Source organism: Paracoccus mutanolyticus (assembly GCF_003285265.1).
Classification (GTDB): Bacteria; Pseudomonadota; Alphaproteobacteria; order Rhodobacterales; family Rhodobacteraceae; genus Paracoccus; species Paracoccus yeei.
Genome location: NZ_CP030239.1, coordinates 2305009 through 2324463, shown reverse-complemented (window position 1 = coordinate 2324463; position 19455 = coordinate 2305009). Strand labels below are relative to the sequence as shown.

Here is a 19455-nt window from a genome sequence, read left to right as displayed (position 1 = left end):
CGAGCCCCTAGACGCCGCGCTCGTGTGAGCCCACGGCGGGACTGCGGTCAACTGCCGCTATCTCGGCAGGTGCCGGGCGACGGGGCACTTGAAGTCGCGGGTGTTCGCCATGCAGTTCGCACCGATCGGGCCGCGCCCGGGCAGTTCGAACTTCTGGCCGTAGTTCTCGCAGACGAAGCCGCGGGCCGGGCCCTCCAGCACCTCGACCCGATAGACGAGGCCGCGCGGGATGATGCCGATCTCCTTCGCGTTCCAGGTCTATCACCCCCCGCCTCGCGTTCCTTGAAGCGTTGCCTCATCCACCTGGCTCAGCGTCATGCCCATGCCTTCGTGGCGCTCGGCTGCGGCCGCGATCGCGTGCACGGTGCCGGTGGTCCGCGGGATCGGCAATGTCGAGGGCCAGCGCGCGGTCGTCGCCGCGTGCCAGCCGCGCCATGAGGTCGTCGCCGTAGCGCTCCTTCAGGTCCCTGGCAAAGCGCGCGGCATGGTCGTCGTTCTGGAACGCGACCGTCGCCGTGCGCGCGCAGGCTCTCGGCATCGCGCCAAGCCCCGGGCAGAGGCCGATGTTGCGGCGCTCCAGGCTGCCATCGACGCCATGGTGAAATCCCCCGAATGGCGGGCGCCGGCGCCCGGTGTCGCTGACCAGATCCAGGCGCTGGTCGAGCCACCGCGAGGAGGCCTTGCGCGTCCAGTCGCGCTCTTGCCAGGCGTTCGCCGCGCGCTGCGTCATGCGCTCGGTGACCGCGGCCGGTCGAGGCCGATCCGCCCCGCTTCCTCGGCGATGGCGTAGCGCAGCGCCGCGACAACTCGGGGGCCAGCGGTTGCGCAGCCCGGCGGGCAATGGCCGCGCGCCGATCTGCGTGCCGTGCACCGGCTCACGCGCCGGCTCCTGCATCAGCGCCGCGCCGCGATCATCGCCCAACTCGCGCGAGACGCTGGCCGCAGCCTCGTAGAGCGCGCGGCGCAGATCGGCCCGCTCGGCCTCGGGCAGCCGGTCGATGCCACGCTCGGCATTGTCGAGCCAGCGGTCGTAATAGGCGGCCAGGTCGCCGCGCGTCTGAATGGCCTGGGCTTCCATCGGTTCCTCCTGCAATGGTTCAACGATCCCGCCGCGTGACAGCACCTCGGCGGCATGCGCGATCTTCGCGGCCAGCGCGCTGTCCCGCACCTGCCGGGCCATGGACGAGAACAGCCGCAGCGTGACGATATTCGCCGCGATCTGCGTCATGGCCTCGTGCAGGGCCTGTCCCTGCAACGGCTTTTCCCGCACCGCGCGGCCTTCGCGCAAGGCGCGTTCCAGTTCCGCCCGCGACGGACCATAGGTCAGCTTGCCTCGGTCGATGCGCGAGGCGGCGATCTCGACCATGCGCTCCTTCATGGCCTGGATCTCGAAGGCGTGGCCGCGGGCCATGTAGAACCAGCTGTCGTTCGCCACGCCCCGATTGTTCACCACGATGTGGACATGGGGATGCGCCCGGTCGGTGTGCAGCGCCGCGACATAGGCCCATTCGTCATCGGCATGCAGGCTGCTCTGGAATGTCTCGGCCGCCCAGATCTCGGCTACTGCCGACGCGGTCTATCGCTGCGCTTCAGCTTGCGCCGGATCGCGGACAGGCAGCTGGCAAGGCCCAGTCCCATACCGATCACGGTGCGGCGGCCTGGTTTCAGGGCGGCGGGCTTAACGATCATGCTGTTTTCCTTTGCAATCGGGTCCGTGCCAGTGCCCGGAATTGATCGCATATCCTCGCCGAAGCCCAGCGCCGGTCTGCACCGGATGGTGATGCGGTGGCAAGGCAACCTCGATCGGACGTCCTACAGCGGTGGCCAGCCCCGAGTATTTGTTGCTGTGAACTGCACCGTGCAGGAATGAGACGTATCATGCAGACCCGCAGCCTTCCCGACCGTATCCGCCACGCCTTGATGTTCGAAGGGCTGGGGCTGGCCATCTTCATCCCGCTGGCGGCGGTGGTCTTCGACCAGCCGGCCGGGCACATGGGCTGGAGCCGGCATGGACAGCTGGATCCTGGTGGGGATCGGCGGCTTCATCTCGACCCTCGCCTTTCTCAAGGGCTGGACCGCCGAGGACCCGTTCCCCGGCTATTCCCAGGTCGAAGGCGAATTGGCCCGCTTTCGGAGCGATTAGACCGGCATAGAATGATATAAAGCGGCCGCATCTCTGTGGCGATGGCAACGAAGCTGCGCAACTGGTTCAGTTCGAACATCGACCCCTCCCGAATGACCAATTCGTATCTGCGCCTCGATCTGGTGAGAGCGCAAGGATCGGAGGCACATGACATCAGCGTTGGCAGAGATGCGTTCTTGATATGGGCGGAGCTTTGATTTTCGGGGGCGGGAAGATAACTATGCTCGTAACCACTGTGAGCAATGCAGGTCGCCAAACCTGTGGCCTTTGGGCCATGATCGAACCCTTGCTGCCACCCATATCTCTGTCCTCGAAAGGCGGGCGGCCTCGGATATCGGACCGTGCTGCCCTGGCCGGGATCCTCTTTGTCCTGATGAGCGGTATCCCTTGGCGGATGTTGCCCGCCGAGATGGGCTGTGGCTCAGGTGTGACATGCTGGCGAAGGCTCAGAGATTGGCAGTTGGCCGGGATCTGGGACCAGTTGCATCGGACCTTGCTGCACCAGTTGCACCGCGCCGGTCACCTGGACTGGAGCCGGGCCTGCATGGACAGTGCGTCCATCGCGGCAAAAAAGGGGGCGACGTCATCGGGCCGAACCCGACGGATCGCGGCCGCCCCGGCACGAAGCGCCACATCATCACTGACAGGCGGGGCATTCCCCTGACGGTGCGTCTCAGCGGCGCCAACCTCCACGATAGTAGAATGCTTGAGCCTTTGCTTGATGCCATTCCTCCTGTCCAAGGTAAGCGGGGACGGCCACGCAAGCGGCCCGGCAAGCTCCATGCGGACAAGGGCTACGACTATGCCCGCTGCCGCCGGGCTTGCAGCAAACGTAGTATCAAGCATCGCATCGCCCGAAAGGGTGTCGAAAGCAGCGCCCATCTCGGAAAGCATCGCTGGGTCGTCGAAGATCAGATCGATATGACCTCCCAGGATCGCTGCCAGGACCTCGCCCTCACCATCGAAGGGCACGACGCGAATCTCGGTGTCGATTTCCTTGCCAAGCCAAGCCGACAACAAGGTGGGGTCCGATACCGCCGCAGCGGTGCCCGCACGCAGGCCGGTGCCCGCACGCAGGCCGGGATTGGCCTTGATGTCGTTGATCGACTATCATGGCGACACGCATTCCGTCGTCCTGCGAAGCCGCGACGGCCATATTGATCGCTGTCGTCGTCTTTCACGCCCCGCCCTTATCTGCGATGCATGACAACGACCTTCATGCTGGCCCCTGAACAGTTCGGCCAGCGCGCGTGCCAGGGCCGGAGGCAGATTCTCGTCCACCTGACCCTCAAGCTGCGGCCAGCTCCTCGCGATGCTTCACGGCGTCCACGACGACCGATCTGTCCACTTCATAGAGTGCTGCCACCCGCGCCACTGACGGTTCGGCCCGCACGGCGTCCGCCATGCTTCGGTGTGCACCCCGAAGGCAGCCGCGACGGGTTGTCCGAAGGACCGTTCAGGGTCGATCACGATCGAGCCCTTGCCGTGGAAGGCTCGCCACCCAGGACCTCGTCGGCCTCGATGTCCGATCCTTGAAGGTGCGGTTAACACCGACTTGAACGCGTATTGGTTCTTGCGAAGATCTTCTGCGCCGAAGATCTCGGCGACGGCGATGCACCTTCCAGGCAGCATGGGCTTGCCGCGGCGGAAAGCTGCCCGGTGCGACGAAGGGGGCCCAGACGTGGCGGATGTCGGTTCGCCAGGTTCAGGCAGGCGCGGACTGCCTGGCAGGCTCTAGCCCCTATCGAGAAACGCCTTGACGAAGCGAAGGCTTCGATCAGGTTTCGGAAGCTGAGGGACAGCGACATCGGTCTTCCCGAACCGGGGGCGCCACAGCGGGTCTATGACCATCGTCTGGCCTCCGCGGCATGGGCGTGCCGCTCGAGCCACCGCGGCTCTCCTCGCCGAACGAGATCATCAGGAGCCGTGCGGCCTCCGGCGCGGTGTAGAGCCCTTGAACGACGACTCATCCGCCCGGACTTGCTGGTCATGCCTTAGTGTGGACCTGTCGCGGTTTCGTTCCGGTCTTCTGAGAGCGATGCTCTCTTCAAAGGAGACAGGATATGGCAGCGACACACAGCGACGAGTTCAAGCGTGATGCGGTTCGCATTGCACTCACCAGCGGCCTGACACGGCGTCAGGTTGCGTCTGATCTTGGGGTCGGGCTTTCGACGCTCGGCAAGTGGATACGGGCGATTTCCGATGAGGCGAAGGTGCCGGAACGGGATGCCGATCTTCTGCGCGAGAATGAACGGCTGCGGAAAGAGAACCGTATATTGCGGGAATAGAGGGAAGTATTAAAAAAGGCGGCTCAGTTCTTCGCGGCTCAAAAGCCGTGAAGTTTCAGTTCATTGCCAGCTATCGGGGCAGCCTTTCGTGCAGCCATCTTTGTCGCATGATGGGCGTAACGGATCGCGGGTTGCGCGCGTGGCTGCGCAGGCCCCCGTCCATCCGTCAGCGGCGCGACATGGTGATCCTGGCCCATATCCGCGAACAGCATCGGCTGAGCCTGGGCAGCTACGGCAGGCCGCGTATGACCGAGGAGCTGAACGAGCTGGGCCTGCGGGTCGGACAGCGCCGGGTAGGCCGTCTGATGCGCCAGAATGGCATTCGCATCATCCGCAGCCGGAAGTTCAAGCGCACCACCGACAGCGATCACGCCTTCAACATCGCGCCGAACCTCTTGCAACAGGACTTTTCGGCGAGCGGGCCGAACCAGAAATGGGCGGGCGACATCACCTACATCTGGACGCGTGAGGGCTGGGTTTATCTGGCCGTCATCATCGACCTGTTCTCGAGGCGCGTGATTGGCTGGGCTATCAGCAACCGGATGAAGCAGGATCTGGCAATCCGAGCGCTGAACATGGCTGTTGCTCTGCGCAGCCCGCCACCAAGCTGCATTCACCACACGGATCGCGGCGCGCAATACTGCGCCCATGACTACCAGAAACTTCTGCGCAAAAGCGGGTTCAAGGTATCAATGAGCGGCAAGGGCAATTGCTATGATAACTCGGCCGTCGAGAGCTTCTTCAAGTCGCTGAAGGCCGAACTGGTCTGGAGGCGCGACTGGCACACCCGGCGCGACGTCGAGATCGCCCTCTTCGAATACATCAATGGCTTCTACAATCCGCGCCGCAAACACTCAGCCCTCGGCTGGAAATCACCCGTGGCCTTCGAACAGAGGGCCGCTTAACATGAGCACCTGACCGGAACGAAACCGGGACAGGTCCAATCTTGCTCCGGGACGTTCCCTGGGCAAGCTCATACCGTCCGCGAAGGCACCCGCGTCTCTCGGTGCCAGCAAGATCGATGAGGAAGTCGTCGGAGTGAGGGCGAAAGCATTTGTCCGAACTGCGTTTCCCGACTGGCGCAACTGGCGACCGTGGGGGGGGTGGCGAGTGTAACCCGGCGACGCGGCCGGAATGCAAGGGGCTCTGGCGGCAGAATTTGCAGCGCCAACCGGTGCGGCTACGCTGCCCAAACCCGCCTGGGGGCTGGCGCTGGCCGGCTGCTCGGACACGCGATAGGCGCCGGCCAGCACAGGCCGCCCCCTCAGGCGAAAACAGCAGCACCGCGCGCGATCCGGAACGCCCGGGGTGTGCATCGGAGGTCCTCCTGGCCGGGCAAGCGAAGGGCAGCCGCCGGAATGGCCTCAGCAGCAGGACGAACCTCTGTCCCGTCCTGCCATTCTCACGCACCCCTGCGCGGCATGTTCAATTGAAGATTTGAAGGGATGTTCATTTCTTCATGCGCTGCTCCGACGCTTTCACCGCCGGAGCCATGCACGAGGCCTCATACCCCCGGCCGCGACACCGTCCAGCTGCCGGCGTGACCCTTGCGCAGATGTGCCGCGACTAGTTGGAACCCGCTTTGCGGCCAGCCTCGCGGGGTGTCGATCTTCACCAGTTCGGCGATGCCGAAGCCGTGCGCCTCGAGATCGCGCAACCGCGCCCGGTCGTCAAGTTCGTCAGCGGCGCCAGCCAGACGATGTTCGGTGCAATCCGCATGGCATGGAGGGTGAACTCCCGCAGCCGCGACCAGGGCGGATTGGTCATCACCCAGTCGACCGGCTGGCGCCAGTCGAAGAAGTCCCGGCCCTCGCCGATCTCGCACCAGTGCCGATCGAGATGGGCCGGAAAGCCATCGTAGAACGCCCCCTGCCCCCGCGCCGGATCGAGCACGCTGCCGCTCAGGCCCGGGGCGAAATGCCCGATTACCGCGGCTGCAAGTTCCGGCGGCGTCATCACCAGGTCCCGAGCCGGCGCGTTGCGTGCCGGCACCAGGCCGCGCCCGACCGGTGCCACGCCGCGCAGCATCGGCCGCAGCCCCAGGATCTGCAGCGCCCGAGCCAGGGTCGCGACGCTGCCTGCGAGCCTGCGCTCCAGCGCGATCAGCGTCGGTCGACTGCAGCCGATCCGCCGTGCCAGTTCCGCCTGGCTGATTCCCCGCGCCTTGCGCCGCCCCGCCAGGGCAGCCGCCGCATCCTCGCCATGTGGAACCCATCCCCAGCGCAGGCCCAGCACCCCCATGATCGCAACCAATGGGCCAAGCCCACCCTCGCCCCGTTCCAGCGCCCGCAACGTCGGCACGCTGATCCCCGTCGCCCGCGCGACGTTGCCCTGCGTCATGCCCCGCGCGCGGCGGGCTGCCAGAAGAGCCAAAGGATGATTTGCATTCGGGCGGCGCGATTACCTCAGGAAACCTACACGATGGGCGGATGGCGTGTCATTGGCAGAGCTGGCGGTCGATCGCAGATTTCAGAGCTGGTGCATCCCTTCAGTACCACTTCAGTACCAAATCGTCATGTGGGGTGGGGGTCGAAGCGTGGGTCTAGGATGGCCACATCTGCCGCACCTGCGCCAGTTCTCTCGAGATGGGCGGGGAACGGTGCAGCAGCTCGATAGTGTATGGGTGGAGGTTAGATTCTTGCATGTGTTCGCTTGGCCTGTACTCGATCGGCGATGAAGAAGTCATGGCTCGCACTCTTGTGTCAGCATTGCGCCGGGGGCCAGCTCCACCGGCTCCGGGCTGGTCATGGCGCGCAGGTTCGGCGGCCCGTCCGAGGCGATGCGCCGCCACAGTTCGGTCGCAGCCAGGCTGTCGTGGTTGCCGGGCAGCAGAACCCAGGTGATGTCGGCCTCCAGGTGACTTCCCTGACCCTAACGAAGAAAGTCTGGCCGGCGGGCTCGCCAATACCATCGCCGGGCGGATCGCCAATCACTTCGACCTGCACGGAGGCGCCTGGACGGTGGACGGGGCGCCTGCCGCCTCGTGGCGTTCGAGAACCCGTACAATGCGCTGCCCCAGGGGCTTTTGCAGCAGGCCCTGCCGGCAGAGCGTACCAGCATGCACAACCCGACCCCGAACAGCGCCGGTGTGATCCAGGGCTCGGCCGCGCATGACGTGATGCGTGCACTGCGGCCGCGTGGCGAGCGTCATGCTGATCCGGGCGCGCAGCTTATCCGTGCCGTTGTCCGGCTCGCACGACAGACCCGCCATGGGCATCGGCACGTCGATTCTGGGCGTCGAACCGACCTTCCTCTGCCGCGGCCCAACTCTGATGCAGTCGACGGCTCGGACAAGGAGAGCCGGCCATTCAGAAGCCGTCCTGCCCTCGGGATCAGCACGAACTCGTGCATCACCGCTGCAATCGTCTCGATGTCGTTCACCTGGAACAGCTTGCTGACGCTTTAGGCCATGTGGCCCGCATCGAACAGCAGCGGCACCGAGGTAGGACGCCACCTTCGTGCACAGGTCTGCGCGCCGCCGGTCCGCCGCGCGCGCCATCGGCATGGGTCGGACCGCTGGCGGCGGTGCGCATCGCCTCGGCCAGGGCGCGGGGATCGCCCGGGGGGACATGCAGGCCGGTCGTGCCATGCGCCACCATCTCGGCCATGCCGCCGATGCCCGAGCAGATCACCGGCAAGCTGAAGCGAAAGGCGCGCTCCTCCTGCGCCTGTTTCAGCGCGCAGCTGATCGCCCGCCCCGTGTGCGAATAATGCGACACGACGGACTCGAGCAGTCCATCGGATATCGCGTTGTTTGTCACCCGCAGATGCAGCGTTGGGTTCGACCGGCTACAGCGGCGCAGTTCCTGATCTGAGCGGTCGACATTCGGCAAGAGCCGGTCGTCCTGCTGATCTCGCTTCCGGCGCGCTATCTGTCGGCTGCATCACCTATCCGCAAGTCCGGCGCTGACGGGAAAGCGAGCCGGGATGAACCCGGCCCCCAACGACCCTGTCGGTCACCCGGCCCTGGGCCTCAAGCTCGAAACCGCGTCGCTGATCGCCGGGCGGGATAGGTCGCCGTCTCGTCGTCGTATTTCAGGACATTCTCGTCTGGAATAGCGCTGTGTCGTCCACGTCGGCGACGGCCGGTGGACCGCGCCAGATGGCGATCTGGCAGGCGAGCCTCCATGCCGGTCGCTACGCGCGGAGGAAGGTGCCCGTCGCCACATCTTCATCATCACCATGCAGCTTCTGGAACGTGGCGTGCTGGGCCGGATCGTCGTCATGGAACCCAATCACCGTTGCGATCAGTCGGATGCGATCTGCTGGCTGCGGGTTGCTGCTGTGCAATTCATGCTCGGTCAGCTGGCGGATCATCCGGTCGCGGCCGAACAGCAGCGCTAGCGCCTCGATCACCGTAGTCTTGCCGCAGTTATTCGCGCCGACCAGCACCGGACGGCGATAAACGGGTCCTACCGTTCTGCACGCTGGCGGCCATTCTCGATGTTTCAGCTGGTCGATGCACCAGTGATCGGGGCAGCCCGATCTCTGTCGATCCGATACACCGAGAGACTGGCTGAGGCATGCATCTATACCTCAGTCGGCTCCGATCACTATTTGAGTTGGCGCCAGCCTTCTGCCGGTGAAGCGAGCTATTCCTTCAGCCGGTGAAGCGAGCTATTACCTCGGCGTCGCGGATGGGTATCTAAGAAAGGCCCATCACGAGGGCCGAATCCCCGAAGTTGAGATGGGTCCTGGCGGGCGCCGAAAATATTCCGCGGAGGAGATCCATGAGATCCGAAGGGTCTTAGCTTAGCTTCGACCGCTAAAAACCCGGACCAGTTCCGCCCCGGACGCCGTAGCTGGCGGATGACCGCACCCGCATCTTTCCGTCCGCGTCGAAGGCGGGCAACGCGGGTTCGTGCGGCCGGCCGACCATGGGAAAGGCGCGCTGCGGGCAGGCGGTCCGTTCGCAGACCTTGCAGCCCGGCCCGATGCGCACCGCCAGGTCGGGGTTCTTCAGGTCCAGCCCGCGGGCATAGATCAGCCGGTCGGCATGGGCCAGGTCGCAGCCCAGGGCCACGGCAAAGGTCTTGACCGGGGCGCCATACCGCCCCGACCATATCGCCCATCTCGGCCCCTCGGCCGCGGCCGGGATCGGCACGGCCCTGAACCTGCCCACGGAGACCATCTATCAGGCCGTGCAGCAGGCGCTGCATGTCACCACCACCACACGCCAAAGCCGCAAGGGCGAGATTTCGTCCTGGAAGGCCTTCGCCCCCGCCTTCGCCGGCAAGATGGCCGTCGAGGCGGTGGACCGGGTGATGCGCGGCGAGGGCGCGCCCAGCCCGGCGTGGGATCGCGAACGGAGTGAACACGACGTCGCGATGTTATGAGAGCGGCCAGGGCTCTCGGCGTGGCAAGCCCGATTGGAATCGAACACCTGCTTTGCGGATTGCACCCGCTACGGGTCTTTCGCCATTTCCGGAGTTCCAGCATCTGCCGCGCGGGGCAACTACACCATTACAGCGAGCAGACGAAAAAACCGTTGAGGTAAGGCAATCCGGTAATCAGAAGGACCAGAATATCCTGGTCCACAGGCGACCGTCACCAGAGGAAATCATCCGCACCCAGGGTTGAAAGCGCGGTTGCCTCGATCCGGAGCACATCAGTGCCATGGCGGAAGGTGACCACGCCGCCTTCCTGTCGCAGTTGGCCGCGCACGTCGGCCCAACTGTCCAGCCCCGAGAAGCTGCGCAGGTCGATCCGGTCGTGAGCACGGTCAAAGTTTCGGATCGTATCTGCACCGTCGCTGAAGATGAACAAGTCCGCGCCAATGCCCCCCCGCAGCATATCGTTGCCGGCACCCCCGTTCAGGATATCGTTGCCGGCGTCGGCTGAGAGGATATCGTTTCCCGGACCTCCGCGGAGCACATCGTTGCCGGCTCCGCCTGTAAGGATATCGTTCCCTGCACCGCCGTCGATCGTGTCATTGCCCTGCAACCCGAAGATCTGGTCTGCACCAGCACCTGAGACGATGCGGTCGTTACCTGCTCCGGCATTGATCCTGTCTACCCCCGCGCCGGTCACCACCCGGTCGTGCCCGGCGCCCGCATAGATGACATTGTTCCCGGCGACGTCGTTCAGCAGATCGTTTCCGGCTTCACCCCACAAGGTGTCGTTGCCCATCCCGCCATACAGTGAATCATTACCGCGATTGCCGTGCAACACGTCATTGCCTCCCTGGCCTAGTATGACGTCATTGACATAGGTTCCAGCGATGCGGTTGTTGCCAGCGTTGCCATGTACTGCCGGTAGTGTCAGCGGGCGCACTACCCCCAGAACGTCGGTATCATCGGCATAGCTCAGTTCGGCTTCGAACGAGGCTACGATCTGCCCGGCATTGTTGATCAGCGCATTGCCACCGGACATCTCGTGATAAAAGCCACTCTCGCTGATCCGGAACGATCCGGTCAAAGCTAATCCGTTCGGCCCGAGGACGCGCCCCATCAGCAGGCCGCCGTCATAAAAATCGTCGATCGCGTCCTCGACGTAGTTGAAATAGGTGACCAGCACCCGGCCGGCGCCCAGGTCGACGACATCGTGCACGGTCTGCTCCCCCACGCGGCGGTCAGAGTTGACCAGAAACGGATGCATGGCCACGGCACCATTGGGGTTGAGTAAGCGAAACCAGACATCTCCTCCGGCCGGGCTCTCGCCTTCCCAGGCAAGTGCCCAGCGGCCAGTCGTCAGGCCAGCGATTTTCGGGACACTTTGCTCCAAGCCGAAATTGAAATCCTCATGCTTGCTGGGAGAAACTGGCGCCACCACCCTAGATGGCCCCACTGCCGAGCCGTCGGCACGATAGACCTGCGTCCAAATCGCATACCCATCCAGAGGTCCGTCAGGCCCAGTGCTGCGCGTTCGTTCCTGCCAACTGACCGCGTAGGTTCCGTTCACTCCCGCAGCGAGCGATGGCCAGATATAACCTGCCCCGGTCAGGGAGTTCACGTAAACCTCTGCATTGTCTACGAGTTGCACAGCGGGACCAATCCGAGCGCCACCAGGCCCATGGCGATAGGCCAGCAAGTCGTAATCACCGCCGCCTTCATAACGGGCGACGAGTGTCACTGACTGGCCATTGGCCAAGGTGACGATGCCCGCAGCATAATGGTCGTCGGTGGTGTTGGGAGTTAACTGTCTCGCCGCTCCCCTGGCCGTTCCGTCGGCATTGTAGAAGCGAATGTAGCTGTCATAGTATGCGTCGTCCTGCCCGGTGACAGCGGAGGGACCGCGGCTTTCGAAGATGACCGCAAAGCCGCCGTCGCTGAAGCTGGTTCCTGTAGGCGCTCTCTGAATATCCTCGGTCAGGCTATTGATACGGCTATCGCTTGCGGCTGCTGCACTCAAGTTGCTGCTCAACGCGCGGCCATAGACCCCAAAGGTGCCGCCGGCACCGGGGTCAGGATAAAGATCGGTCCACAGGGCAAGAATAGACCCATTGCGCATCTGCAGGAGAAAAGGTTCCTCCTGCACGCTCTGGCGATTGGCAGACAAATAATATGTTGGCACCGTTATCGGCTCCCCTGCCATCAAATAAATAGGGCAATTCTGCCCTCCGCCCATTGATCTGCCAAGCGCCTTTAAGCCCTGTGAGCAATACCCCGCCACCCTTGACGCCCGATCCGCCAAAAGCCGCGGATTGCTTTCCGACCCAGCCCTGGGCCTCCTAAGGATCATGATTGTCGAAGCAATACGTAGAAGCAGGCAGCCCACCACCCACGGGGGCGCCGGTCGCCGTGGAGCAAAGCTCGTGCCGAAGGAACCGTCACTGCGCCATGCCGCGGCAGCCAGATCAGCGCCGTCAGGGCAGCCGGAACAGCCCACACCGCTAATGTACCGCGCCATCATCCGCCAGGAATTACGCCAGCCAACGATACCGCAAGACTTGAGGTGATCGCCGCCCACAGCCCCATCACGGTTCTGTCGGAACGCAGTAGAAGTCCGCCGGTAAGCAGCAGCAGCGCTCAGAGCAGAACCCGCTCCGACGCGGCGAGCTAACAGATCCAGTGGCGTGAAAAGCCCTAAGCGCGGCAAGCGGCAGACTACCCAGCAGGCCCGTCGCGGTTATGGCTGCCGTGCGGCGAGGCGCCAGAGCCTTGTAGGTACGCCGACGCGTTGAAACTGGACGAATCGACGTATCATCGGCACGTTCATGGCCAGCGCGGTCGGGCGATGACGATCCGGGTCATTCCCAGTTCAAACAAAGAACGCGCGGCGCTTTGCGACAAAGCACGTATGATCTGCATTGCGCGACGTCGGATCGTGCCAGCCAGCCTCGTCTTTGCCGCCGCTCTGCCAACTGTCCCATGCGCTTTCTGTTTATGACCTTGCCATAGCCCTGATCGCCGCCGTGGCCGAAACCCGCTGCCGCATAAGGCGGCGCTGCGCCGTAGTCAGGCGCGCATCCGCTCGGTCCTTTTCGATCATGGTGATGCTGCAGGCTCGGCTCCAGACAGAACGAGGACGGCAAACTGCTCGTGACGTGGCCGACGCGCTGGCCTTTGAGCTGTCCAATGGCCTCAATCGGACGATTCGCGGCTTTGGCAAGCGGTTCAGCGATCCCGACAATGCGAGAGCAGGAGAGGACCACTGGGCGCGCAGAATGGGGCATTTGCCCCAACACCTGCTCGTCTCCGATGAACGCCACGCGCAGGCGTGCTGGGGTTTTCCTTTGGCGCCGGCGCGGTATCCAACTGGGCGGGGCGATCCGGACGATCCGGTCGCTGGCCTGGGGCGCGGCGGCAGTCTAGGCTTGGCTACATCCTTGACAGCATGGGGCTGGGAGTGTCCAGGGGCCGACATAACGAAATCGTCGGCATCGACATAGGCTGGCTGGACCATCCCGCTGAGACCGATCGCTGAGAAAGCCTCGGGCGCCATGCTGCTGTTCGACGCCGATGCGCCGCACGGGCCGGTCCTGACCATCACGGCTGCGACGTCCCTATCTGACAATGCGCCGATGCTGATGTCGGCGGCCCCAGGTCGATCAATGCCGAGGTCATCGCCCGCGTCGGCGCCACCAACGTCGCCCAGACCGACAGCGACGGCCTGGCCAATGTCTCGCCCGAGCAGGTGCAGGCCTGGGCGCCCGATGTCATCATCGCCGTCGATCCGGATTTCGCCGCCAATGTCGCCACGCTGGTCGCCCCCAGTTGATGCCGTAAGCCCGAGGGCGCCGTGAAACACCGTTTGCTGATGCAGGCGCCGTCGGCGATGTCACCATGGACATGCGTCGGCGCATGCGCGGACCTTCTCCTCGGCGCGGTCACGCGCCCGGCGCCGCTGCCGGGGCGGGGCACGTGCTGCGCGCGATCTGGTGCCGGCGCGTGTCGACATATGCCGCCGCGCGACACCTCGGAAAGGCGTCGCAGTCTCGGAGGCGGGCTGTCCTTGTTGTCACCGTCGGCGCACCGACAAGAGCGCGCGCCGCGCCAGCACACGGATACGATGCCGGAAAGCCAGGATCGGCAGTTCGGGTAGACGCGGCGCAGAAGATGAAGGGCCGGTTGAAGTCATCCCGTAGCGGCCGATGCCTGAGTCCACCACCATCATGCGGGCGGTTCTGCCGCCATTGCCGCCACCCGTCCGAGCCGAGAGGGCCGAGGCGATCTCGCACCGATGCGGCTAGGACGATGCGCATCGCCGTCAGATTGGCGGCGATGTCATCGACGATCAGAATACGAGGGCGCTCACCCTCGGCATCCTGATCGTGCGGGATGTGATGGGTCATTTGATCCTTTCGTCTGGTAAGGTGGGGAAGGGCAAGCGGCGGAAGCTGCTGCGCCCAGGGCCCGGGCGCGATCCGTATGTCCGCTGGCCAATGTCCGGCGTCGGGTGGTACGCGGGCCGCATTGCGCAGGGGACCGCATCCGTTGTCGGTCACGCGCACGTCGGTCTGGGCGTCCTCGATCTGCGACGGTGACGCGGACCAGCGAGGCTTCGGCCCTGGCGCAGCGCGTCAGCAGGGTGCAGCCGATGCTATGTCGGCGATGGCGTTGCGCGCCCATTTCACCGCCTCGGGGTCGAAGGCGGGTGACGGGGCCAGCGGCGACGCGTCGCAAGCGCGGACACAGCCCGGCCACAAGCCCCCCACGGGTCGCCCAGAAGATCCTCCGGTGCGGGGTCGAGGGCAAGGATTTTCTGGACCTCGCTCTCGGTCATGAGCAAGCTCGCCAAGGAGATCTGATGGGGATCATATCTGCCGCGATCCTGATCCTGTGTAGGCAGACGTTATGTCCTGCGCCCATGATAAGGTGTTGTGAAAGACCGAAAGCTGCGGCACCAGCCCGTGTTCCTGCGGCACCAGCGCGATGCGCGCGGCGTGTTCGGGGGCAAGACGCGCATAGGCCGCGTTCAGCAGCGTGCTTTTCCCGCTGCCGCTGCGGCCCAGCAGGACGACGCGGCGTTCGCCCTGCGCGCAGCGGTCGAATTCTGCCAGCCGGTCGCCCGGCGCGGCACCGACAGGCGGCGCCTGGATCCGCGCCATGCCGACTGCACCATTCAGCGGCGGCGATGATGCCGGCCAGCACATAGGCCAGCGCGACCATCGCCAGCCCAGATCAGGAACGCACCGGCAGGCGGACGCGGATTTCGTCCCAGCCCGAGCATCAGCCGTGGGGTCGGCAGCTACGTGCAGAAAGCCCAGGACATTGGGACAATGCGGACCGGCAGGGATTCCTCCTCCAGGGGCGGGCATCGCGCCGAGAACCAGCCCGGCGCCTCGGCCCCGGTGCGCACATGGCCATGCGCGCGGGCGTGCAGCGGTCGGCCGTCGGTGTCCAGCATCTGCGCCGCGACATGGCGCAGGCCGTCGATTTCCTCGGTCAGGCGCAGCGCCTCGGCCATGGTGTCGCGGCCGCCATGGCTGGGCGGCAGGCGACGCAGCGCCGCTTCGCGCGCGAGCTGATAGGCCGAGCGGGTTGCCACGGCCACCGCATGGCGGGCGTTGACAATCAGTTCCGCCAAACGCTCAGGCAAGCGCGAGGCTGGAGGGTGGTGAACAACTCGATGCCCCGCATCGGCAAGGTGCCGCCGCGCGCCGGCGGGCGGTTCCGGCACCGCCAAGCCCCGCGCTGGCTGTCTGGGGGTCCGCCCCGCCTGCCATGCGCGCCGGCCTGGACTTGCGGTCGGCATGGTCCGCCAGGGTCGGAAACAGGATGGTCGAGGCGCGATAGACCGGCGTATTGACCGCGCCGTGTGCCGGGGGCCCGACGTGGCACAGCGCGGTTTGCGACCGTCCGGATATTCCCGCCGCAATTGCAGGACGCGATTGGCGATCATGCGCGGGCTTTCCGAAGAAGGTGGTCAGACCTCTCCACGAGAAGCCATGATCGGCGGCGGAAAGTAGCTCCCATTCATGTCATGAGGCCGTCCATCCTGCCCCAGGATGCATCAGCCTCCTGATTGGCAACTCTGGGGAGCCACACCGCGGCACTGTCCTGCCAGGTGGCGGGATCGTGACCTTTCCCGTGCACCCGTCTGTGCCGCTGCTGCGGTTGCAGCGTATCCGCGCCGGGGGACGACAGGGCGAAATCGGGTCGGGCATCATGACGCGTTCGCCCTGTGGCGCCGGCGTCAGCTACAGCGACAAGGACAAGACACGCCAACGGCATGGCACAACCGCGACGGCCACGACATAGGTCGGCCCGGCAGCCCGGCATGAGGGGCAGTTCCTGGATAACATATGGAAAGCCCCTGCAAACTTTGAAGCAGACCCCGCAGACAAGGCCCGCCCCTGGATGCCTAATGACAAGGCGGCACCCGAGGGAGTAGAGGCCCGAGCCGCAGATGGATCGCCGACGGCCAGACGCCGCCGGCCGGTGCGGACGAAGCTGAGCGCGGCGTGCTCCAGATAAAGGATCTTCACCTCGGGGCAATTGTATCAAATACCAATTTAAGCCACGAGGAATGGAAGTCCCATCCAACACAGATTGAAGTATCTCGCGACAAGCTGGTTGAGGCTGTTCAAGGGCTTGAGCGGACGATCGGGTGGCGCAAACAAGAGCGAGCCAGGTTGCTGGATAGAAAATGACCAAGCGCGTCTCGTCGACAGGCTTCAGGCCTGAAGCTTCGTACTCGACCGGCTGCTGGCGGGGCAGGTGGCGCAGCACAGGTGGCGCAGCAGACGGGGGGTTGTAGCCCCGTTCCCGCCCTCGGCTTTGCCGCTCGTCTCCGAACTGCTGGAGGTCATCGGCGGCCCACCGATCATCCTTGGCTTTTTCCCCGGACGGTGGCCTTCGTCCTATCTGAGCATATGGTCTTCGCCTAGCCGGTCACGACCATCTAGCCGCTGACTTCCGAGCCGAGTTGGTGGCCATATCGGCGCATGGATGCCGAGCCGGCGAGACACGCTGGATCATGGAAAATTCCGACATCAAGGTCGGCTCGACCCTGACCATCGCGGCCGGTCATCAAGGACATGGTGCTGGGCGGCTCCTCGTGCGCCGAGATGGGCGTGCGCGCTATGTGACCGCCATGACGCGAGACCGAGGTGAAATGGCGCGCCTTCTCCACCGATGTGCTGGAAATCGCCGCCGAGCGCGGCGAGATCGACGCGATTGCCGATGGCGATCCGCGCGCGTTCTTCTGGCTCAAGGACAATCCGGGCCCGATACGTGCGAGGGGACGCCTGGAAATACGGCGGCGGCAGCATGTGGGTGCCGGGCAACTACGACCCCGAGGCGCGCAGGCTTTATTGGGGGGTCGGCAACGGCTCGCCGTGGCTGGGCGACCAGCGGCCGGGCGACAACCTCTATGTCGCATCGGCCATCGCCATGGACCCCGATTCCGGCAAGATCGTCGGCCATTACCAGTATACGTCACAGACGAATGGGACTGGGCGGGCGTGAGCGCGATGATGCTGTCGCTGCTGATCGACATCGAGCAGGAAACCGAGTCTTCCCACTCCGACCGCAACGGTCGAGCTGTTCGGCCTGGGCTTCGTCAGCAACCGCGGCCTGTCCTTCGCCGTCCCGGCCGCCGATCCGGCGCATGTCTGGATGGGGGCCGCGACGGTGCTGGGCATCGTGCTGACCGTGATCGGCACCCGCATGGCCAAGCGCCACCGCGAGAACACCCCTCGGCCATGGGCTATCACAACCTGGGTCACGACAGCTACGACCCAACGCAAGACCTTCTCTGGCATCAACGACATCTGCATGGTTGGGAGCCGTTCTGGCCCTTGATGGTGACGCTCGATTCGGACATGACGTTTCACAATGCATTCGGCTGATCTTCCTTGCAAGAACGCGCGCATTGCCAGATCAAGGCCTTGCCCTGAAGCGGCCGCCCTTATGGGAATAAAATCGGGCGCTTGGCGGTGGGGCGGCACCATGGAGACCGCCGGCGGGCTGACTTCTACGGCACGCTGGACAGATTCATAAGACGGGCGACAGCGACACGGCGCTTCAGCGCGGGCTTGAAACCGTGCGCGGGCTGGTCGAGGCCGGTGCGAGGCGCTCTAGCATGACGGGCGCGTATGTTCTCATGTACGGCGTTGGCGGCTGGCCGGGCGTAGGCGGTCTTTGACCGGGTGACGATACCGCGCTCTGGGCTGCAGCCACAATTCCTGCGTGGCCGAGCTCTTCAGATGGGCGGCGGCGTCATGGATGTGCCGATGGCCGCCCATGCTCCTTTCGGTCGCGAGATCTTGGCGATCGTGCCGGTGTGGATGACCGATCCATTGCCTTTCCGGCGGGCCGTATAGCGATATGTCGTTGTCATTTTGGTGAACCCCCTCCGATGATGTGCACCACCACCTTCGCGGTGATTGGCGCAGCCTGTCTATCGGGTCCGCGATGATCAACATCTCGTCCCAGCGGGGTCTGCGATCGACGAACATCTGGCCGTATTCCGGGGCGTGCGCCGGTTTTCGAACGAGATCGCCAAGGTCCTGGCGGTCGACCTGGGCGCCCGACTGGACCTGGTGTGATCTCGATCCGCTGCATCTGGTCCGCGATGGCATGGAAAAGAACCTGTGCGACGTGCTGCGGCGTGATGCGGCCACTGTCGTTCTTTGCGCCCCACGCCCTATGCCGCATCGGCTATGCGGGCCACATGGACGAAGTGGGCTTCATCGTCCATCACATCGACCAGGACGGCTTCCTGTTCTTCAGCACCATCGGCGGCGGATCAACCGTCTTCTTTAATCTAGCCCTCCGCCCTATGACATACTACCTTATCGTATGACCCTCCTGACGGGAATACTACCTCGCGCAAACATGCCCGACCGGATGCCTGCGGGCAGGGTGGTGTCTGAGGTTTCTGCCGGGACCGCCGACCTGGCCATCGTCTTATGGGCGCGAGGCCGCACGCTATATCCCGAACCACGGCGCGGATGCGCGGCCAACGGGCCGGCTTTCCCGACGGCGTCATCAACCCGTCAGCGATACAGCCACGAGGTCGGCATCGCCAGGACCCGTCCCGAGTGGTCGAGCCATCCAGATGGCCTTGGACGCCGGCCGCGATCAAGATCGACGCCATCCGAAGCAGGAAGGCATTCCTGTCCCGCCGCTCAGTTGCAGAAAACCCGAATGGCGATGCCAATGACCTAGCCCTGCTGGCCGCCCTGGGCCTCGGGATTGGCATCGGGGCCCCAGCAGTTGCTGTATCACCTTCGACGGAAGCTCTTGTGCTTTGCGCTGCTTTGGAGGAGGGCCGCGATACCGAGGCGGTCATGCATTTCCTCGACACCGGCGAGGTCTTTATGCGAGGACCCGGCCATCATGGCCGAGGCCGAGGATCTTACGCGGCATGTGCTCGGGCTGCCAGGTCCACCATCCGGGTCGAGGTCCGGGCCGGGGCTGAACTCCTCGTCGTCGATCGACAATGACACCGCGCAAGGCTGTTGATTTCGTTGGTGAAACCCTCGCTTGATTGGCGCTAAGATGCATCCAGCTACCCAAACGCTCTGAGACTGATTGCAGCAGCGTGAAACGGGAAAGACTCTCCAGATGGACAAGCCGCGCGACCCCAAGGACGTCTACCTCGAGTTCTGGCAGCGCAAGAACAGCCTTCACGGCG

18 protein-coding genes and 4 pseudogenes are annotated in these 19455 nt (G+C 64.6%); 10 read left to right on the top strand and 12 right to left on the bottom strand.

The genetic code is table 11. From position 1 onward, the window contains the following. Window positions 1-75: 75 nt before the first annotated feature. Together DPM13_RS12545 and DPM13_RS12540 are read right to left on the bottom strand one after the other, a co-directional pair. Window positions 76-268 (bottom strand): annotated as a pseudogene (locus DPM13_RS12545) (homogentisate 1,2-dioxygenase); the annotation flags it as partial. A 27-nt stretch (window positions 269-295) separates the two neighbouring features. Continuing rightward, complete coding sequence (locus DPM13_RS12540; protein ID WP_397246371.1) at window positions 296-1489, bottom strand: hypothetical protein; 1194 nt, start codon at window positions 1487-1489, stop codon at window positions 296-298. On the opposite strand from DPM13_RS12540, the gene DPM13_RS12535 reads away from it, so the two are divergent. The 5 genes and pseudogenes from DPM13_RS12535 (at window position 1469) to DPM13_RS12510 (ending at window position 5336) form a co-directional block, all read left to right on the top strand. After that, window positions 1469-1870, top strand: a complete 402-nt coding sequence (locus tag DPM13_RS12535) for a hypothetical protein (protein WP_189654661.1) — start codon at window positions 1469-1471, stop codon at window positions 1868-1870. The genes DPM13_RS12540 and DPM13_RS12535 overlap by 21 nt on opposite strands. Then, window positions 1867-1947 (top strand): annotated as a pseudogene (locus DPM13_RS26085) (hypothetical protein); the annotation flags it as partial. The gene DPM13_RS12535 and the pseudogene DPM13_RS26085, both read left to right, overlap by 4 nt. A gap of 61 nt (window positions 1948-2008) precedes the next feature. After that, window positions 2009-2143: a hypothetical protein gene (locus tag DPM13_RS25130; protein ID WP_262983374.1), complete on the top strand. Its 135-nt coding sequence runs from the start codon at window positions 2009-2011 to the stop codon at window positions 2141-2143. Window positions 2144-2363: 220 nt separating this feature from the next. After that, window positions 2364-3052, top strand: a pseudogene (locus tag DPM13_RS23330) (IS5 family transposase); the annotation flags it as partial. A gap of 1154 nt (window positions 3053-4206) precedes the next feature. Continuing rightward, window positions 4207-5336 (top strand): annotated as a pseudogene (locus tag DPM13_RS12510) (IS3 family transposase). Between the two features lie 706 nt (window positions 5337-6042). Here the strand turns inward: DPM13_RS12510 and DPM13_RS12505 are convergent. Beyond that, window positions 6043-6804, bottom strand: coding sequence for a helix-turn-helix domain-containing protein (locus DPM13_RS12505; protein WP_189654659.1), 762 nt, complete (start codon window positions 6802-6804; stop codon window positions 6043-6045). A gap of 610 nt (window positions 6805-7414) precedes the next feature. Here DPM13_RS12505 and DPM13_RS20925 point away from each other — a divergent pair. Next, complete coding sequence (locus DPM13_RS20925) at window positions 7415-7837, top strand: hypothetical protein (RefSeq protein ID WP_189654658.1); 423 nt, start codon at window positions 7415-7417, stop codon at window positions 7835-7837. Here the strand turns inward: DPM13_RS20925 and DPM13_RS12490 are convergent. The 3 genes from DPM13_RS12490 to DPM13_RS23325 all read right to left on the bottom strand — a co-directional run bounded on the left by DPM13_RS12490 (window position 7809) and on the right by DPM13_RS23325 (window position 9454). Then, the gene (locus tag DPM13_RS12490) at window positions 7809-8150 is read right to left on the bottom strand and encodes a glycosyltransferase (protein ID WP_223251997.1); all 342 of its coding nucleotides are present in this window, start codon (window positions 8148-8150) and stop codon (window positions 7809-7811) included. The genes DPM13_RS20925 and DPM13_RS12490 overlap by 29 nt on opposite strands. 418 nt (window positions 8151-8568) lie before the next feature. Further along, window positions 8569-8823, bottom strand: coding sequence for an AAA family ATPase (locus DPM13_RS12485; protein WP_223251996.1), 255 nt, complete (start codon window positions 8821-8823; stop codon window positions 8569-8571). A gap of 373 nt (window positions 8824-9196) precedes the next feature. After that, window positions 9197-9454 carry a DUF2083 domain-containing protein gene (locus DPM13_RS23325; RefSeq protein WP_262983122.1) on the bottom strand — a complete coding sequence of 86 codons (258 nt, stop codon included), beginning with the start codon at window positions 9452-9454 and terminating at the stop codon, window positions 9197-9199. Window positions 9455-9464: 10 nt separating this feature from the next. Between DPM13_RS23325 and DPM13_RS12475 the strand changes: the two genes are divergently transcribed. Continuing rightward, the gene (locus DPM13_RS12475; RefSeq protein ID WP_223251994.1) at window positions 9465-9767 is read left to right on the top strand and encodes an MmgE/PrpD family protein; all 303 of its coding nucleotides are present in this window, start codon (window positions 9465-9467) and stop codon (window positions 9765-9767) included. Between the two features lie 211 nt (window positions 9768-9978). Here the strand turns inward: DPM13_RS12475 and DPM13_RS12470 are convergent, their stop codons facing one another. The 6 genes from DPM13_RS12470 to DPM13_RS20920 all read right to left on the bottom strand — a co-directional run bounded on the left by DPM13_RS12470 (window position 9979) and on the right by DPM13_RS20920 (window position 17028). Beyond that, window positions 9979-11907 carry a calcium-binding protein gene (locus DPM13_RS12470; protein WP_189654657.1) on the bottom strand — a complete coding sequence of 643 codons (1929 nt, stop codon included), beginning with the start codon at window positions 11905-11907 and terminating at the stop codon, window positions 9979-9981. Between the two features lie 712 nt (window positions 11908-12619). Continuing rightward, window positions 12620-13081 (bottom strand): hypothetical protein, encoded by a 462-nt coding sequence (locus tag DPM13_RS19800; RefSeq protein WP_145963369.1) that lies wholly within the window; start codon window positions 13079-13081, stop codon window positions 12620-12622. Window positions 13082-13699: 618 nt separating this feature from the next. Next, entirely contained in the window at window positions 13700-14164 is a 465-nt protein-coding gene (locus tag DPM13_RS19795; protein WP_145963368.1) for a hypothetical protein, read from the bottom strand. A gap of 462 nt (window positions 14165-14626) precedes the next feature. Then, window positions 14627-14920, bottom strand: a complete 294-nt coding sequence (locus DPM13_RS26080; protein ID WP_317616307.1) for an ATP-binding cassette domain-containing protein — start codon at window positions 14918-14920, stop codon at window positions 14627-14629. 140 nt (window positions 14921-15060) lie between these two features. Further along, the gene (locus DPM13_RS12455; RefSeq protein WP_112888127.1) at window positions 15061-15399 is read right to left on the bottom strand and encodes a LapD/MoxY N-terminal periplasmic domain-containing protein; all 339 of its coding nucleotides are present in this window, start codon (window positions 15397-15399) and stop codon (window positions 15061-15063) included. A gap of 1317 nt (window positions 15400-16716) precedes the next feature. Next, window positions 16717-17028: a hypothetical protein gene (locus tag DPM13_RS20920; RefSeq protein WP_189654939.1), complete on the bottom strand. Its 312-nt coding sequence runs from the start codon at window positions 17026-17028 to the stop codon at window positions 16717-16719. A gap of 20 nt (window positions 17029-17048) precedes the next feature. Between DPM13_RS20920 and DPM13_RS12440 the strand changes: the two genes are divergently transcribed. The 3 genes from DPM13_RS12440 (at window position 17049) to DPM13_RS12435 (ending at window position 18621) form a co-directional block, all read left to right on the top strand. Further along, window positions 17049-17282: a hypothetical protein gene (locus DPM13_RS12440; protein WP_189654656.1), complete on the top strand. Its 234-nt coding sequence runs from the start codon at window positions 17049-17051 to the stop codon at window positions 17280-17282. Between the two features lie 5 nt (window positions 17283-17287). Beyond that, complete coding sequence (locus DPM13_RS20915) at window positions 17288-17665, top strand: hypothetical protein (protein WP_189654655.1); 378 nt, start codon at window positions 17288-17290, stop codon at window positions 17663-17665. A gap of 695 nt (window positions 17666-18360) precedes the next feature. Further along, window positions 18361-18621 carry a hypothetical protein gene (locus DPM13_RS12435; protein ID WP_223251993.1) on the top strand — a complete coding sequence of 87 codons (261 nt, stop codon included), beginning with the start codon at window positions 18361-18363 and terminating at the stop codon, window positions 18619-18621. Window positions 18622-19455: the final 834 nt, after the last annotated feature.

Bases quoted from the DNA above. Each gene is read 5' to 3' on its own strand.
- DPM13_RS19795 (WP_145963368.1), bottom strand. From the start codon at position 14,164: ATGACCCATCACATCCCGCACGATCAGGATGCCGAGGGTGAGCGCCCT.
- DPM13_RS12535 (WP_189654661.1), top strand. From the start codon at position 1,469: ATGCGCCCGGTCGGTGTGCAGCGCCGCGACATAGGCCCATTCGTCATC.
- DPM13_RS25130 (WP_262983374.1), top strand. From the start codon at position 2,009: ATGGACAGCTGGATCCTGGTGGGGATCGGCGGCTTCATCTCGACCCTC.
- DPM13_RS20915 (WP_189654655.1), top strand. From the start codon at position 17,288: ATGATGCTGTCGCTGCTGATCGACATCGAGCAGGAAACCGAGTCTTCC.
- DPM13_RS26080 (WP_317616307.1), bottom strand. From the start codon at position 14,920: ATGGCGCGGATCCAGGCGCCGCCTGTCGGTGCCGCGCCGGGCGACCGG.